Raw genomic sequence first — 17,852 nt, forward strand, 5'->3', positions numbered from 1 at the left:
TAAGAATAAGAATAAATAACGCTACAGAGCTAAAGAATAGCATCAATTAGTTAACAACTAGCAGTAGTTATTTGAAGAGTAGCACTAAATAACTGGCTTAAAAAAATACTCATCAAATTATGATTGTTATTGCTGATGCTATTTATTTGAACTCCGATTTTCTATAGAAAATTAACTCTCTTTTTCCAGCAATGTTCGTAAACCTGCCGCTTTATTTTCAATTTCTATCCACTCTTGTTGTGGATCAGAGCCGGCCACAACACCCGCACCGGCATACAGCGTCAAAGTATCATCATGCAACTCACCGCAACGCAAGCTTACTGCAAATTCTGCATGAGGAAGCGATAAATACCCAGCAGATCCAGCATACCAACGACGCTCAAAAGGCTCATGTTTACGAATAAAATCGCGCGCAACACTTCTTGGTAATCCACATACCGCCGCAGTTGGCTGTAATCGTTTTAAACAATCAATATCATCTGAATTAATTAATTTTCCATGAATATAACGACGAAGATGCTGTACTTTCCGTAAGCGGATAACATCAGCTGGAGAGACATCGATACCGTCAACACCACCTTGTAATCGTTGACAAATATCATCAACGACAACCAAATTTTCATGCTGATTTTTTTTGTCATTCATCAGCCAATCTGCAAATGCTATTGCTTGTTGCTCATTATCCGAACTCGCTACGGTTCCTGCTAACGCTTCGGTGTACAGCATCAACTCATCACGTTTATATAATCTTTCAGGTGTTGAACCCATAAAGGCATCTGAAGGTGAAAACGCCAACATATAATGATAGCAATGATGATTGACATCACGACTTGCTTTCATAAATTGAATAGCTTTAAGTGGATTATCCAATGTTAAGCACGTAGCCCTTGCTGGCACCACTTTTTCAAATAAGCCTTGGTTAATTTCATCTAATGCAATATTAAGATAATGAGTCCACTGCTCTTGCGTTAAAGAGTGATCAACTTGAGTTACAGAAACAGAGAGAGGCTCAATATCTAGTGATTGATTTAATGTTTGCAGAAAATCTAAGGTGTCTTTTTTATCAGCGCCATCAAGTAAATTTAAATGAACAGAAAGCTGTTGCTGGTGGCGTCTAATTTCAATCCGAGGTAAAAAAAGATAGGCATCATCCCCGTTTATCTCATCTATACGGCCAGGAATAATGGTATCCCACGCATTTAAGCCCCAAATACGCACATCATCAATATTTAGACCAGACTGATGCGTTGCTAAAAATTGGCGAGCGTCTTGAATATGATTAAAGCAACATAATTGCCCGCACACTGCCACTTCTTCACTCTCATCGCGGTGCTGCCAATAAAATTGCGGATAATACACCTGAGCAGCAAGCCATGAGAGCAATGAGAACGAAACTTCTGACGGCAAGGCGACTTTCAAATGTAAAAGATTACCTTGTGCTGTCAGATTTATTTTTTTAACTTTTTCGTACAGTGTCGAAAACACAGGATTAACCTTTTCCACTCCAAATACCCACAACTAATTAAAAAGGAGATTATACGTCTCTATAAGAATTATCAAAGGGCTGATTAATTATAACCTTTGTCATTTATCAAAGTTTTGTATTTTTCATGTTACAAAGTAGAAGCATTAATCTGTAAATCCTAAATAGTAAACAAATCATTCTAAAAACATGCTGTATAGATAAAAATATCATTATACATAAGAGAGGTTATATGGATACAACCATCTTTGAACAGGTTGATCAAATTATTGAATCACCGGATATCCCTAAAGTTGCACTCGGCTTAATATTAGGAAAGGGTATCAAAAATGGTCGATTACCTGGCATAGTTACTTCACATGATTTAATTAAAATAAAATCTTATGTTAATAAAACACTTTCCCTTCCTTTCACACAAGAAGATGTTATCGATTTTGTTGGTTATAATGAAATAAGTGTACCTCAACTCTCTCCGGATAATATCTTATCCCTTTTTGTTAGAATGCGTGAACATGCTTTTGAGTGGAATAAAATTGAGTACAATATAAAACAGCAAGCAATAGATCTAGAAATTATGGGTAGAGAAATCACGTCTACGGGTGAAAAAATAATATCATTTATTAACCAAATGCCATTATTGGTAAAGATTGGTACTTTAGTTAGCGAACTTTCAGATAAAGAATTAGAAAAAATCCAATATAGTAATCAAGATAAACAAGTAACAACTCAGCTTATTCATATATTAGAAAGTATGAAAAAAGATATAACAGCAGAGAAAAAGAAAACATTAAAAATAAAAAGTAGCTTATCAACATTTAGAAACAAAATTGTTGGCGGAGTGAAAAACAAAGAAACAGAGCACCATTCAATATATCATGAAATTCTAAATAAAAAGAAATTTGTGAATGAGTTTTATAATAATGATCGTAGCTCACTTATTGAAGAGAGAGACCTGCTTATTGAAGATATTTCATTACTTAAAGAAGAGTATAAAAACTACGTCGGACTTGCCTTTACAGGGCTTGCTGCAGGTATTATTGGTGTCATTATTACTGGGGGTATTTTTGGGGAAAAAGCAGAAAAAGTACGTAAAAAGAAAAATGAATTAATTGAAAAGGTAAAAAAACTTAATGATGATATAGATAAATACACCAGTTTATCATTTTACTTAAGCTCTTTTTATATTGAATTAGAAGAAATTGAACAGCTTATTGAAGATACGAATATGGCACTTGAACATATTGAATATGTTTGGCAAGCAATATTAACCGAAATAGATGCTTCTCTTACTAACTTCAATAAAATAAACAACGCATTAGAACTTATTAAATTTAGTATTTACTTTGAAAAAATTATTTCTCCTTGGTATATGGTGATTGGTTACTCTAAGGAAATACTACTGTCTTTTGACAATGCACTCTCTTCTTTTTACTCATCAAATTAACAAAAGGAATTGTTATGAAAAATAATGATAGTACTTTAGAACTGAGTTCTTCTTTTGAGCACAATAAATTATTTCATGCTTATCGTAACATTCTTTATTTGGGCAATAATAAGTGTTACACAGATGATAAAATGAATATGAGCATTACACTTTTCTTAGAAAGAAATAATAAAAACATTGAAAAAATTATTTATTTTTCACTATTATTAAAAAGTAGGTTGCGGCAAAAACTACTTAATGAAACATTTAGAACGATTACCGAAATTGATAATGAAATTGATAGCAATCAAATTAGTCTTGATCTAAAAATAAGACTGGAAGAAGAAAAAAAAAGTATATTAAACATCTATTCTAATGAAGTTGATGAAACGGTTAGTATTATTATTGAACACTGTGTATTTATCTCTTCAGAAATTGACTATTTAAATACACAATTTATTCTTGATGAACTCATGCCATCTATCAAAGAGAAAGAAAGATTAATTAATTCACTTACAGAAGAGCTTGTGAGTTTAGATGATATTTGTAGTGAAACCAAAAAAGAACTCGATATTATACAAAAAAGTGAAACTATTCTGCATGAGAAAGGTTTTCTCTATCTTTTCACAAATTCTGCTCCCTCCCAAGAGGTTATTGAAAATCTCGATATTGAAGCCAATGATAAAAACATACTAAAAAAATTAATTAATATACTCTCAAAATTATTCTCTATTTTGGATAGTGGTTTTTCTTATACAAAAATTGTCAATGCACGCCATCAATTAACCGACCTTTATCTAACACAAATTAAAGAGATAAATAAATTAAAGAATAAGAAACAAAACATTATTTTTGAATTAAAACATTACTACGCTTTAACAGATATTGATCATTTTTTAAAAATACTCATTAATCAAATGCTTTTATTAAATGAGTACTGGCTTGTTATTCAACAGCAACTCATTAAATTAAAAGAAAATATTTCATTAACTGAACACTTTATCATTCCTCTATTCTTATTTTTAGATAATTTCTCCTTATACTATGGTGATAATGAAAAAATAATGAATGATAAATAAGTATATCGATAAAAAAAACGGCTCTATCATAAGAGCCGTTTTAATATTTGAAGACGCTTTTTATCAATTAGTTTGCTACAGGTGCAATAATCGCAAAATTCGTCAATTCAATTAATGGTTGTGGCCATACACCTAATGCAATCACAACAATCGCACAAATTAATGCAACAAATGTCGCCATATTTTGTGATGTTGTTGCAATAGCAGGCGTATTGTCATTATCTGGTTTACGTAAGAAGACAATTGCAGCAGCGCGTAGGTAGTAGAATAAACCAATTGCACTACCTAACACGACCATACCGGTTAACCACCATAAGCTTGAGTTAATACCTGCAATAATCACATATAGTTTACCAATGAACCCTAAGGTAATTGGCACACCAGCCAGTGATAACATCATCAGAGACATAACCACAGCAACAACAGGGCGGCGCCAGAATAATCCACGGTAATCCTCTAGTGAATCCATTTCGCTTTCGCGATAAGGACTTGAAGCCACCGCGATTGCACCAAATGCACCTAAGCTTGCAAATAAGTAACCCGCTAAATAGATTTCAGCCGTTTCTTGCGCCAGCACAGGACTGTATTGCAATACAATTAATGCTACTAGTAGATAACCAAGATGTGATACCGACGAGTAACCCAGTAAGCGCTTCACACTTTTTTGCGTTAACGCCATAATGTTACCAAACAGGATAGAGGCAATTGCCATGAAACCTAAGATCATTCGTAAAGTTTCACTATCTGCCGCAGGCGCTTCAAGGAATAAACGCATCACAACCGCAAAAATACCAATTTTACTTGCTGTGGCTAAGAATGCCCCTGTTGGTGCCGGCGCACCTTGGTAAACATCTGGTGTCCATAATTGGAATGGGAATAAAGATAATTTAAATCCAATTCCCACCAACATCATGCCTAAACCTGCAAGCACTAATGGTTTATGGATATTGCTATCACTTAAACTTTGTCCCATGGCAGTAAAGGAAAGGTTTCCTGCTTCTGCATAAAGAAGTGCCATACCAAACAGTAAGAAAGAAGACGCAGCTGCTGAAAGCAACATGTATTTAATGCCCGCTTCCAGTGATGGACGTTGTTGGAATGCATAACCGATAAGACCAAACAGTGGCAATGTCAGCAATTCAATACCAATAAACATCGATGCGAAATGATGAGCAGATGAGAGTAAAATCCCCCCCACTACTGCAATCGAAATCAGCAAGTAAAACTCTTCTTTGTTATCTTGATAACCTTCTAACCAAGGATAAGCAAAAGCGATAGTACCAATACCAGAAAGAATAACTAGCGCAGTAAAGAAGCTAGAGTATCCATCAACATGGTAAAGCGTGGTCACGTCAACGACGCCTAATGCATTAACGTAATAGAGTGATCCCAACGCAATAATGAAACCCGTTGCTGTCAAAGTGGCAATGGTGAAATGATCGCGTCGCCACGCAATGGACAGCATCACAACCACCACCGTCAATCCGACGATTAATAGCGGTAGCATTGCGATCAATTGTTCAGGAGTTATTGTCATGGCGAATTACGGCCTTACTGTTGAAATAGAAGCGGAATACCAAGTCTGGAGATTTTCCATCGCTGATGCCGAAGTGTCTAATACTGGTTGTGGGAAGAAGCCCAGAATAACCAGTAAAATCACCAAGGTGATCAGGATAAAGAATTCTCTCAGATCCAACCCTTTATAGGTTCTTTCAGCTGTTTTCGGTGAACCGTAGTAAGCCTGTTGCATCATCCATAGTGCGTAAACAGATGCAAAGACTAAACCAAAGACCGAAATAATCGTGATCAGCTTAAAGTTGCCATAAGTACCAAACAGGATCATAAACTCACCGACGAAGTTACCTGTTCCTGGCATACCTAAAGAGGCGACTGCAAAGAACAGCGAAAACGCTGGTAAGAAACGGATGCTTTTCCACAATCCACCCATTTGATTCATATCACGTGTACCTAAGCGCTCATATAGCATGCCACACATGATAAATAGACCTGCAGCTGACAAGCCGTTAGTGATCATCTGAATGATAGCACCTTGGTAAGCCAATACAGAGCCAGCATAAATCGCAATCACGATAAAGCCCATGTGAGAAATACTACTGTAAGCCGCAAGACGTTTAATATCTGTCTGACGAAATGCCAGTAGTGCTGCATAAAATACGGTAATTAAACCTAACCACATTGCCACAGGAGCAAGCAATGCTGATGCTTCTGGAAATAGTGGTAAGTTAAAACGCAATAAACCGTAAGCTGCTGTTTTTAATAAAATACCGGATAAGTCAACAGAACCCGCTGTTGGTGCTTCTGCGTGCGCATCGGCTAACCAGCCATGAACAGGAACGATTGGCATTTTCACCGCAAATGCAGCAAAGAAACCTAACATCAGGATAAATTGTAGCTCAGTACTTAATACGGTGTGTGCTTGTAATAAGGTGTCATAGCTAAACGTCCAAATACCTGTTTCACGGTAGAAAGCAACCGCTAAACCGATAATGGCCAGCAACATTAACAGGCCACTTGCCTGTGTATAGATAAAGAATTTCGTTGCTGCACTGACGTGTGCTTTATCACTACTTCCTTTGTGTCCCCATAAAGAAATCAGGAAATACATTGGGATCAACATCATTTCCCAAAAGAAGAAGAATAAGAACAAGTCCGTTGCTAAAAATACTCCCATTACACCTGCTAAGATCCACAGCAGGTTAAAATGGAAAGCACCTTGTGATGGTTGGTTTTCACTCCACGAAGAGAGTACCGCTAAAATACCTAAAATTGCGGTTAAAACAGCCATCAGCAATGACATACCATCAAGTGCGAACTGGATGTTTATCCCTAATGCAGGTATCCACGGCACAAAGTAATACTCTGTCCAGCGTGGCGCTCCATCAGCACTGAGTAGTTGATAATCGCCTTGCAACCATAGTTGCACAGAAATAACGAGTGTTAATCCCATCGTCAGCAACGCAACCCAGCGAGGAACTTGCGAGCCGATTCGTTCAGCCTGCCAACTTAGCAGGCCACCGATGAAGGGAATAAGTATTAGCCAGGGTAATAACATGGCGCAATGTGTCCCTTAATTAAACCAGAAGCAGCAGAGCGATAACCAGCACTGCACCTAAACCGAGAGAAGCCGCATACCAACGTGCTAATCCATTTTCACTGAAACTTAGTCCTTTATTGGTGCCTTTAAGCAAGCAACCAAATAAATTAAAGAATTGGTTCACAGGATCATTTTGGATAAGCCACGCCGCCCCTTTATAAGGTTTGACAAACAGCACTTCATACAGTGCATCGAATCCCCAAGCATGGAACCACCATGTTGAGAAGAAACGACCAGTACGAGTATTAGCAACCTTAGAAACGCATTGACGCTGTTTCAGGTATAACCATGCTGCAATGGCAACGCCTACAATCGCTACCACACCAGAAAGTATTTCTAACACATACTTACCATCATGAGATGCATTTACTTCAGGGAAAACAGCACCTAGCGGTTGAGTAATTAATGCACCGATAAACGTTGATAACAGTGCTAATACCGCTAATGGGAAAGTATGTGTAAAACCTTTAACTTGGTGTGCTTCGGTTTTGGTTTCACCATGGAATACGATGAAAATCAAACGGAAGGTATAAAGTGACGTAAATAACGCACCAATTAACCCTGCTAGCATTAAATTAAAATGCCCGTTTGAGTACGCACCCCATAAGATTTCATCTTTACTGAAGAACCCTGCTGTTAACAGTGGTAATGCTGCTAATGCGCCACCACCAATTAAGAAACAAGCATAAACAAACGGGATCTTCTTACGTAACCCGCCCATCTTAAAGATATTCTGTTCGTGGTGGCAGGCTACAATTACCGAACCTGCGGATAAGAACAGTAATGCTTTAAAGAAAGCGTGAGTCATTAAGTGGAAAATTGCCGCATCCCATGCTTGAGCGCCTAAAGCCAAGAACATATAACCAATTTGGCTCATGGTTGAATAAGCAAGAATACGTTTGATATCTGTTTGTACTAAAGCTGCAAAACCCGCTAGTACTAATGTAACTGCACCGATAATACCGACTAATTCCAGTACTTCTGGTGCCATTAAGAATAGCGCATTGCTACGTGCCACTAAGTACACACCTGCTGTAACCATAGTTGCGGCGTGAATTAATGCAGATACCGGTGTTGGGCCTGCCATTGCATCGGCTAGCCAGGTTTGTAATGGAAGCTGTGCAGATTTACCCACGGCACCGCCTAATACCATTAACATTGCCCAGTTAATAACACTTGAACCTACTGCTAATTGCTCAGGAGCAAGCTCTGCCATTTCACGGAAGCTCAATGTGCCTAATTGGTCAAACAGGATAAACATACCGATAGCTAAGAACACATCACCGATACGCGTTACAATAAACGCTTTCATCGCCGCTGCGCCATTAGCTGGATTGCTATAATAGAAACCAATTAACAGGTAACTACATAGACCAACCCCTTCCCAACCCATATACATCAGCATCATGTTATCAGCCAGTACTAAAACAACCATACTTGCGATAAATAAGTTGGTATAAGCAAAGAAGCGAGAATACCCTTCTTCGCCACGCATATACCACGATGCATACATATGAATAAGGAAGCCAACACCAGTAATAACACCCAGCATGGTTAATGAAAGACCGTCAAGAACCAGAGTGAACGGAATATTAAAATTCCCTGCTGACATCCAATTCCATAAAGTCAGAACATAAGTTTCTTGCCCATTGGCAAAGAAATCCATACCAACCCAAAGTGCAACTAAAGCCGATAAACCAACCGAACCTGTACCAATCCATGCTGATACGTTTTCAGACCAACGACCACGTGAGAAAGCGAGCAGTAGAAATCCCAGCAGTGGTAGCAGAATGGTTAAATAGAGTATATTCATCCGCGCATCTCACTGACTGTATCAATATTGATGTTTTGGCGATGTCTATGAAGCTGTAACAACAATGCCAGACCAATACTTGCCTCTGCCGCCGCCAAGCTGATAGCCAGAATATACATTATCTGACCATCTGTTTGACCCCAAAAGCTACCACCGACAACAAATGCCAGTGCAGCCGCATTAATCATAATTTCTAGTCCGATCAACATAAACAACAGGTTGCGGCGAAGTACTAAGCAGGTAAAACCTAACACAAACAGTACCGCAGCCAAGATCAAACCATGTTGAAGAGGTATCATTTTTGCTCCCCTGCATTTTCGTTTTCAACGATGTCGTTTTCGACGAGATCGTCATGGCTCTGATCACGACCAATGTGATAAGCAACTATTAACCCTGACAATAAGAGAACAGATGCTAACTCAACAGCCAGAATATAAGGCCCAAATAAGCTAATACCGACCTCTTTCGCGCCAATTATTTCTCCAGTAATTTCACCGTGAGTGACACTACTAATTGCATAAATAAGCACGACTAATAGCATCAGAGATAAAAGTGCTGGCCCAATCCAAAACTTCGGTTGCAGCCACTTTCTTTCTTGATCAACGACGGATTTACCTAGGTTGAGCATCATCACCACGAAAACGAACAACACCATAATGGCGCCAGCGTAAACGATGATTTCTAATGCACCTGCAAAATAGGCGCCCAGCGAGAAGAAAACCACAGAGAGTGCAATCAATGAAATCACTAAGTACAACAATGCGTGTACTGGATTGGTATGAGTGATAACTCTCAATGTTGCAAGGATGGCAATCAGCCCCGCGATGTAAAATGCAAATTCCATGAATATCGCTCCTTACGGTAACAGGCTTTTGACATCGATAGGTTTAGCTTCATCATCCGCTTCACCTTTGTCTTTGCCGTTAATCGCCATACCTGTTTTACGGTAAAAGTTATATTCAGGATATTTGCCGGGTCCAGAAATCAACAGATCGTCTTTTTCATAAACCAGATCCTGACGCTTAAACTCGCCCATTTCAAAATCAGGCGTCAATTGCAACGCCGTTGTTGGGCAAGCTTCTTCACATAAACCGCAGAAAATACAGCGAGAAAAGTTGATACGGAAAAATTCCGGATACCAACGACCATCTTCATGTTCTGCTTTCTGTAATGAAATACAGCCAACTGGACAAACTGCCGCACACAAGTTACAAGCAACACAGCGCTCTTCACCATCGGGATCACGCGTCAATACAATACGTCCACGGTAACGTGGTGCAACATTGACAGGTTCTTCCGGGTACATCTGTGTTTCACGTTTGGCGAAGGCGTGTAAGCCAATCATCCAAATGCTTCGTACCTGGGTGCCGAAACCAGTCAATAACTCTTTTAAAGTCATGGTTCAATCACCCCTTATTGAGCGTTGTAAAGTATCACTGCAGCAGTTACCAGCAGATTGATAAGAGTTAACGGTAAGCAAATTTTCCAACCAAAAGACATCACTTGGTCGTAACGCGGGCGCGGTAACGAAGCACGAATAAGGATGAACATCATCATGAAGAATCCTGTTTTCAGTGCAAACCAAATGAATGACGGTAAGAAAGGACCTTGCCAACCACCAAAGAATAACGTCACGATAAGACCTGATACCGCAACGATCCCGATATATTCACCAACAAAGAACAGACCGAATTTCATACCGGAATATTCAATGTGATAACCATCAGCAAGCTCTTGCTCTGCTTCTGGTTGGTCAAATGGATGACGGTGACAAACAGCAACGCCGGCAATCGCAAACGTAATAAAGCCGAAGAATTGTGGAATGACATTCCACATATTCGCTTGTGAATTCACAATATCTGTCAAGTTAAAAGAGCCTGCTTGAGCAACAACCCCTAAGATTGAGAGCCCTAAAAACACCTCATAACTTACGGTTTGTGCTGATGCACGCATTGCACCTAACAATGAATATTTATTGTTACTTGACCAACCTGCAAATAACACGGCATAAACCGCGATACCCGCAACCATCAAGAAGAATAAAATACCGATGTTTAAGTCAGCAACAACCCATGTTGAGCTAACAGGTACAATGGCAAATGACAGCAATAAAGATGAAAACGCAATTACTGGTGCTATGGTGAAGATAAAGCGGTCAGCAAATTTTGGGATCCAGTCCTCTTTAAAGAACATTTTGATCATATCCGCAATTAGCTGTGCTGAACCTGCATAACCTACACGGTTAGGCCCATAACGGTTTTGGAATAATCCCAGTAAACGGCGTTCCCCCATACTCATAAAAGCACCACAGGTGACCACGACAAGCAAGATCACCACGGCTTTTAGAACGGTGAGTAAAATCTCTGTAACTTCAGGAGATAACCAGCTCATTATGCAATACCCCGCAGTTGACGAACCGATACACCCACCAGCGATGGAGAAATACCTGCCATACCTAACGGCAAGCCAATTTGACCCTGAGTCAGGTGAGCACTGATTTTCACAGGTAAGGTGAATTCACGACCTTCGTAAATAAACATGGCTTGCTGACCTTGAGTTAACGCTAATGCTTGTGCATCAGATTCGCTCAATGTTAAATAAGCCGTTTCCATACGAGATTGGATAACTTCTGCACGTTGTGATAATTCTTCACTACCAAATAAACGGTAGCAAGGTGCGACAGTCCATTGATTTTTCTGTGCATTAAATGGTGCAGGAATATCCGTGAAGTAGCCAAGTGTACTATCACCACATTCAATTAGACGCACACCCGGATCACCAAAGCGTAAGCTGCCACCCACTTCGGCTTGGAATTTATTCCATGCTTGAGGTGAGTTCCAACCCGGTGCCCATGCAAATGGAATTTGCTGACGAGGTGCTGTTGGGCTGTTATTACCTTCCATTGAGAACGCAAATGGTGTATCGATATCTTTTGGTTGACGCTGTTCATGAACAGACACATTCGCCAACATGGAAGTACGACCACTGTAACGATGCGGTTCACGTGCCAGTTTTTGACCACGAATACGGAATGACGCATTCGGAGCCGCATCAACAATGCCTGCAAACTGAGGAAGGCGTGTCGCACAATGCTCAATCACATTGTCTAACTGTGTCCAATCCAGTGTTCTTTCATGCCATTGTGAATCAACCGCACTTAACCAACGCCAGCTTTCATGCATCACGACTTCTTTGTTATAGAAAGAAGGTTCGAATACTTGGAAATAACGTTGTGCTCTACCCTCTTGGCTAACCATAGTGCCGTCGCTTTCAGCAAACGAAGAAGCAGGGAGAACCAAATGTGCCTTCGCCATAATGTCTGTTTGCTGGTGGTCAATAACAATTAAGTTATCAACTTTCGCAATCGCATCATCAATCATGTCGGCGTCAAAATGGCGATATAAATCGTTTTCCATAACAACAACGGTGTCAGCTTGACCACTGCGCATGATTTTTAATGCATCATCAAGAGGTTGTGCATTCATCATGGCAAGACCCATGCTGTTTGCATCATCAGCAACGAAAGAAAGTCCCACTTCATTGCCTTTTGCTTTTAATGCAAACGCAATGTTGGCAGCAGCTTTAATAACGTCTTCACTACCTGCATGACTACCACTGATAATTAATGGTTTTTTTGCTTGAGAAAGTGCTTGAACAACCATCTCGATATGTTTATTCAGCGCGTCATCGATACCATCAACAGCGGGTGCTTCACCGTTAATATTATTGGCAATCGCAAAACCTAAGCGTGCTTGATCAACAACAGGTGCGCGATAACTCCACGCAGCAACATCATCAAGACGAGTTTCATCAACATGAGTTACAAACAGAGGATATTTCGCACGTTGCCCAATATTCATAATCGCAGCAATTTGCCAGTCAGCGACTTTTTGAGCAGCAGCCATTTCACGCGCTTTGCCTTTCACTGCTTGGCGTACAGACAATGCCATACGAGCACCGGTTTGCGTTAAATCTTCACCTAACACTAAAACCGCATCGTAATCTTCAATTTCACGTAGAGATGGAGTATAAACGCCACCTTTTTGTAAAATCTCTAGCATTAATGTCAAACGTTTCTGTTCTGATGTAGAAATACCGCTATAGAAGTTTTCAGCACCAACAACTTCACGTAATGCAAAGTTACTTTCGATACTTGCACGCGGTGAGCCAATACCGATAATACGCTGGCTTTTCTTCAGCATATCCGCAGCAGCTTGAGTTGCTTGAACCGCACTGATCTCTAACCAGTTACTACCTAAACGTTTTTTAGGTTGGCGAGGTCTGCTTGCTAAGTTCACATAGCCATAGCCAAAACGACCACGGTCACAGAGGAAATAGCGGTTTACAGTTCCGTTATAACGGTTTTCAATACGACGTAATTCACCATAGCGTTCACCCGGGCTTGTGTTACAACCCATGCTACAACCTTGGCAAATACTTGGTGCAAACTGCATATCCCACTTACGGTTATAACGTGATGAGTGAGTTTTATCAGTAAATACACCCGTCGGACAAATTTCGACCAAGTTACCAGAGAATTCGCTCTCTAACGTGCCATCTTCAACACGTCCAAAGAAAACGTTGTTATGCGCACCAAAAACACCTAAATCAGTGCCATCAGCATAGTCTTTGTAGTAACGAACACAGCGGTAACAAGCAATACAACGGTTCATTTCATGAGAAATAAACGGTCCCAGATCTTGATTTCTATGTGTACGCTTCGTAAAGCGATAGCGACGCATAGTATGACCTGTCATTACCGTCATATCTTGAAGGTGGCAGTTACCCCCTTCTTCACAAACTGGACAGTCATGAGGATGGTTTGTCATATACCATTCAACAACGCTTTCGCGGAATTTCTTCGCTTCTTCGTCATCAATAGAAATAAACGTGCCATCAGTCGCTGGCGTCATACAAGACATCACTAAACGACCGCGGGTATCCTCAGCATTTTGATACTGCTTAACCGCACACTGGCGGCAAGCGCCAACGCTTCCCAGCGCTGGGTGCCAGCAAAAATAAGGAATATCTAAGCCTAAATTAAGACAGGCTTCTAACAGGTTATCAGCCCCGTTAACTTCATATTCTTTGCCGTCTACATGAATCGTAGCCATAGTCAGCATGCTTCCCAAAGGCCTGCACAGCAGGCGTTAAACCTAGAATGTGTCGTGAAAAATTACCAGCGGCTTTTCAGCAAGTTAGGCTGAATACCTCTGATTAAGTTGGCATTGGTATAATCTTCTTGAATAATGCCCGCTTCAAATTCTTCACGGAAATATTTAATGGCGCTTTGTAAAGGTTCTACAGCACCCGGTGCGTGAGCACAGAATGTGTGTCCTGGACTTAAAGAACGACATAAATGCTCAAGGGTTTCGATATCACCAGGGCGACCTTTACCGTTTTCTATCGCACGTAAGATTTCGACACTCCATGGCAAGCCATCACGACAAGGTGTACACCAGCCACAAGATTCTCGCGCAAAGAATTCTTCTAAGTTGCGAGTTAATGAAACCATATTAATTTCATTATCTACTGCCATCGCAAGCGCTGTGCCTAAACGGCTACCTGCTTTTGCAATCGTGCCAAAATCCATTGGGAGATCGAGATGATCTTCAGTGAGAAAGTCAGTACCAGCACCACCTGGTTGCCACGCTTTCAATTTGAGACCATCACGCATTCCACCTGCGTAATCTTCAAGGATCTCACGCGCTGTCGTACCAAATGGTAATTCCCATAAGCCCGGATACTTCACGCGACCAGAGAATCCCATTAATTTAGTACCCGCATCTGGGCTTTTGCCTTCACTTAAGCCGATATACCAATCTTTGCCATGCTCAATAATCGCGGGCACGTTACACAGTGTTTCAACGTTATTGACACAAGTTGGTTTACCCCATGCACCTGATGTTGCAGGAAATGGCGGTTTAGAACGCGGGTTAGCACGACGACCTTCTAAAGAGTTGATTAATGCCGTTTCTTCACCACAGATGTAACGACCAGCACCTGTATGAACAAACAGCTCAAAATCAACCCCTGAACTGAAGATATTTTTACCAAGGAAGCCTGCTGCTTTTGCTTCCTCAATTGCATGGCGTAAATGCTTAGCCGCTTCAATATATTCGCCACGAAGGAAAATATAGCCACGATAAGCTTTTAGTGCGTGAGCACCGATAATCATCCCTTCAATTAACAGATGTGGAAGTTCTTCCATTAAGAGACGGTCTTTATATGTTCCCGGCTCCATTTCATCTGCATTACAAAGGATGTAACGGATATTCATGCTTTCATCTTTTGGCATCAGGCTCCATTTCAAGCCCGTTGAGAATCCAGCACCACCACGACCTTTTAGGCCAGCATCTTTGACTTCTGTTGTGACTTCAGTCGGTGACATGCCTTTTAATGCTTTTTCTGCCGCTTTATAACCGTTTTTAGCACGGTATTCATCCAGCCATACAGGCTGACGATCATCACGTAAGCGCCACGTTAGCGGGTGCGTTTCTGCGCTACGGATAATCGGTTTTGCTCCTGAAATTGCTGTCATGGATACTGCTCCAGTAACGTTTCAATCTCTTCAGGTTTAACAAAGCTGTGAGTATCGTCATCTACCATCATGGTAGGACCTTTATCACAATTACCTAAACAGCAGGTTGGCAGTAATGTAAAGCGACCATCTGGTGTTGTTTGACCAGGGATGATATTAAGATGCTTTTCAATTGCTGCTTGAATGCCTTGATAACCTGTAATATGACAAACCACGCTGTCACAAAAACGAATAATGTGACGACCAACGGGTTGACGGAAAATTTGGCTATAGAACGTAGCAACGCCTTCAACATCGCTAGCTGGTATCCCAAGCACATCCGCAATCGCATAGATCGCGCCGTCTTCCACCCATCCACGGTTCTTTTGCACAATTTTCAGTGCTTCTATAGATGCAGCTCGCGGATCTTCGTAGTGATGTTTTTCTTGTTCAATTTCAGCGCGTTCTTCTTCAGTTAATACAAACGTCGCTTTCTTTGAATGTGTGACATCAACAATTTCAATCTGCACCGCGTCATCTTTTTGGTTTAATTCATTTTGCATGATTAACGATCCACATCCGACATTACAAAATCAATACTTCCCAGATACACAATCAAGTCAGAAACCAAGCTACCTCGGATAACCGCTGGGATTTGTTGCAGGTGAGCAAAACTAGGCGTACGAATACGTGTACGGTAGCTCATTGTGCTGCCATCACTGGTTAAGTAATAGCTGTTGATCCCTTTAGTGGCTTCAACCATCTGGAATGATTCATTAGCAGGCATAACCGGGCCCCATGAAACCTGTAAGAAATGGTTAATCATAGTTTCGATATGCTGTAATGTGCGCTCTTTTGGTGGAGGCGTGGTCAGTGGATGGTCTGCTTTAAATGGCCCTTCTGGCATATTTTTATAGCACTGTTCCAAAATGCGTAAACTCTGGCGTAACTCTTCTACTTTCAGCATTACGCGATCGTAACAGTCACCATTACTTGCGACCGGAATTTCAAATTCAAAGTTTTCATAACCTGAATATGGACGCCATTTACGCACGTCAAACTCAACGCCTGTTGCACGAAGACCCGCACCTGTGACACCCCACTCTAACGCTTCTTTCGAGTTATATGAGGCAACACCGATAGTACGACCTTTCAAAATACTGTTTTGCAACGCTGCTTTTACGTAAGAATCTAGACGTTTTGGCATCCAATCTAAGAATTCACGTAATAAACGTTCCCAACCGCGAGGCAAGTCATGAGCAACACCGCCAATACGGAACCATGCAGGGTGCATACGGAATCCCGTAATCGCTTCAACAATGTTGTAGACTTTTTGACGATCAGTAAAGGCGAAGAACACTGGTGTCATTGCACCAACGTCTTGGATAAAGGTACTGATATACAGTAAGTGGCTATTAATACGAAATAGCTCAGACAGCATGACACGAATGACTTTAACGCGTTCAGGCACTTCGATACCTGCAAGTTTTTCCACTGCAAGTACATAAGGCATTTCGTTAACGCATCCGCCAAGGTATTCGATTCGATCTGTATATGGGATATAGCTGTGCCAAGATTGGCGCTCACCCATTTTTTCAGCACCACGGTGGTGATAACCCACATCTGGTACACAGTCAACGATTTCCTCGCCATCAAGCTGAAGAATAATACGGAATGCACCATGAGAAGATGGATGATTAGGGCCGAGGTTTAAGAACATAAAGTCCTCATTCTCAGTACCGCGTTTCATCCCCCACTCTTCAGGTTTAAATGTCAGCGATTCCATTTCCAGATCCTGTTTCTGCTTTGTCAGCACATAAGGATCGAACTCTGTCGCACGAGCAGGATAATCTTTACGCAGTGGATGACCTTCCCAATCAGGAAGCATCATTATACGGCGTAAATTTGGGTGCCCATTAAAGACAATCCCAAACATATCCCAGACTTCACGCTCATACCAATTCGAGTTAGGAAAGAGAGATGTGATAGTCGGAACATTAAGATCATTTTCACTTAATGCGACTTTCAACATAATATCTTTATTACGATCGATTGATATCAGATGATAGAAAACGGAAAAGTCTGCTGCTGGCAAGCCTTGACGGTGCGTACGAAGACGCTCATCAAAACCATGCATATCAAACAGCATGACATAAGGTTTTGGTAAAGATTTGAGGTATTGCATTACCTCAATAAGTTGTTCCCGTTTAACCCAAACAACTGGCATGCCAGTACGAGTAGGCTGGAACGTAAACGCATCTGGCCCAAATTTCTGACGCAGTTCATTAACCACCTGATCATCAATATGATCGGTCGTTTCCCACGCTGGCCGAGCGCTTTTTTGCGCTATCTGATCGGTCATTTCTATTCACCACAACTTTGATCAGGGTTACTATGATCGCAACACATTGCTCTGGTT

Annotated in this window: 14 protein-coding genes; 2 read left to right on the forward strand and 12 right to left on the reverse strand. The window is 40.8% G+C overall.

Annotated features, from left to right (window positions below; genetic code table 11):
• Positions 1–171 precede the first annotated feature (171 nt).
• Positions 172–1,503 (reverse strand): isochorismate synthase, encoded by a 1,332-nt coding sequence (locus GTH24_RS12570; protein WP_164526477.1) that lies wholly within the window; start codon positions 1,501–1,503, stop codon positions 172–174.
• A 212-nt stretch (positions 1,504–1,715) separates the two neighbouring features.
• Between GTH24_RS12570 and GTH24_RS12575 the strand changes: the two genes are divergently transcribed.
• Positions 1,716–2,927, forward strand: a complete 1,212-nt coding sequence (locus GTH24_RS12575; protein ID WP_072068599.1) for an alpha-xenorhabdolysin family binary toxin subunit A — start codon at positions 1,716–1,718, stop codon at positions 2,925–2,927.
• Between the two features lie 14 nt (positions 2,928–2,941).
• Complete coding sequence (locus tag GTH24_RS12580; protein WP_072068600.1) at positions 2,942–3,985, forward strand: alpha-xenorhabdolysin family binary toxin subunit B; 1,044 nt, start codon at positions 2,942–2,944, stop codon at positions 3,983–3,985.
• A 67-nt stretch (positions 3,986–4,052) separates the two neighbouring features.
• On the opposite strand, the gene nuoN is transcribed toward GTH24_RS12580, so the two are convergent.
• From nuoN to nuoC, 11 genes are read right to left on the reverse strand one after another with little or no spacing between them, the layout of a single operon-like run.
• The gene (gene nuoN / locus GTH24_RS12585; protein ID WP_072068601.1) at positions 4,053–5,522 is read right to left on the reverse strand and encodes an NADH-quinone oxidoreductase subunit NuoN; all 1,470 of its coding nucleotides are present in this window, start codon (positions 5,520–5,522) and stop codon (positions 4,053–4,055) included.
• 6 nt (positions 5,523–5,528) lie between these two features.
• The gene (nuoM, locus tag GTH24_RS12590) at positions 5,529–7,058 is read right to left on the reverse strand and encodes an NADH-quinone oxidoreductase subunit M (protein ID WP_072068602.1); all 1,530 of its coding nucleotides are present in this window, start codon (positions 7,056–7,058) and stop codon (positions 5,529–5,531) included.
• A 19-nt stretch (positions 7,059–7,077) separates the two neighbouring features.
• Positions 7,078–8,913, reverse strand: coding sequence for an NADH-quinone oxidoreductase subunit L (nuoL, locus tag GTH24_RS12595; RefSeq protein WP_072068603.1), 1,836 nt, complete (start codon positions 8,911–8,913; stop codon positions 7,078–7,080).
• On the reverse strand, positions 8,910–9,212 hold the full coding sequence (nuoK, locus tag GTH24_RS12600) for an NADH-quinone oxidoreductase subunit NuoK (RefSeq protein WP_023581731.1): 303 nt from the start codon (positions 9,210–9,212) through the stop codon (positions 8,910–8,912). The genes nuoL and nuoK overlap by 4 nt, the downstream gene beginning before the upstream one ends.
• Entirely contained in the window at positions 9,209–9,757 is a 549-nt protein-coding gene (gene nuoJ / locus GTH24_RS12605; RefSeq protein WP_072068604.1) for an NADH-quinone oxidoreductase subunit J, read from the reverse strand. The genes nuoK and nuoJ overlap by 4 nt, the downstream gene beginning before the upstream one ends.
• Positions 9,758–9,769: 12 nt before the next feature.
• Positions 9,770–10,312 carry an NADH-quinone oxidoreductase subunit NuoI gene (nuoI, locus tag GTH24_RS12610; protein WP_036935576.1) on the reverse strand — a complete coding sequence of 181 codons (543 nt, stop codon included), beginning with the start codon at positions 10,310–10,312 and terminating at the stop codon, positions 9,770–9,772.
• Between the two features lie 14 nt (positions 10,313–10,326).
• On the reverse strand, positions 10,327–11,304 hold the full coding sequence (nuoH, locus tag GTH24_RS12615) for an NADH-quinone oxidoreductase subunit NuoH (RefSeq protein ID WP_006533300.1): 978 nt from the start codon (positions 11,302–11,304) through the stop codon (positions 10,327–10,329).
• A complete protein-coding gene (gene nuoG / locus GTH24_RS12620; protein ID WP_072068605.1) occupies positions 11,304–14,036 on the reverse strand; it encodes an NADH-quinone oxidoreductase subunit NuoG in 2,733 nt (910 codons plus the stop codon). Before nuoG ends, nuoH begins: the two co-directional genes overlap by 1 nt.
• 53 nt (positions 14,037–14,089) lie before the next feature.
• Entirely contained in the window at positions 14,090–15,454 is a 1,365-nt protein-coding gene (nuoF, locus tag GTH24_RS12625; RefSeq protein ID WP_164526478.1) for an NADH-quinone oxidoreductase subunit NuoF, read from the reverse strand.
• The gene (gene nuoE / locus GTH24_RS12630) at positions 15,451–15,996 is read right to left on the reverse strand and encodes an NADH-quinone oxidoreductase subunit NuoE (RefSeq protein ID WP_006533305.1); all 546 of its coding nucleotides are present in this window, start codon (positions 15,994–15,996) and stop codon (positions 15,451–15,453) included. Before nuoE ends, nuoF begins: the two co-directional genes overlap by 4 nt.
• 2 nt (positions 15,997–15,998) lie before the next feature.
• A complete protein-coding gene (gene nuoC, locus GTH24_RS12635) occupies positions 15,999–17,795 on the reverse strand; it encodes an NADH-quinone oxidoreductase subunit C/D (protein ID WP_072068607.1) in 1,797 nt (598 codons plus the stop codon).
• Positions 17,796–17,852: the final 57 nt, after the last annotated feature.

The organism is Proteus vulgaris, assembly GCF_011045815.1.
Taxonomy (GTDB): Bacteria; Pseudomonadota; Gammaproteobacteria; order Enterobacterales; family Enterobacteriaceae; genus Proteus; species Proteus vulgaris_B.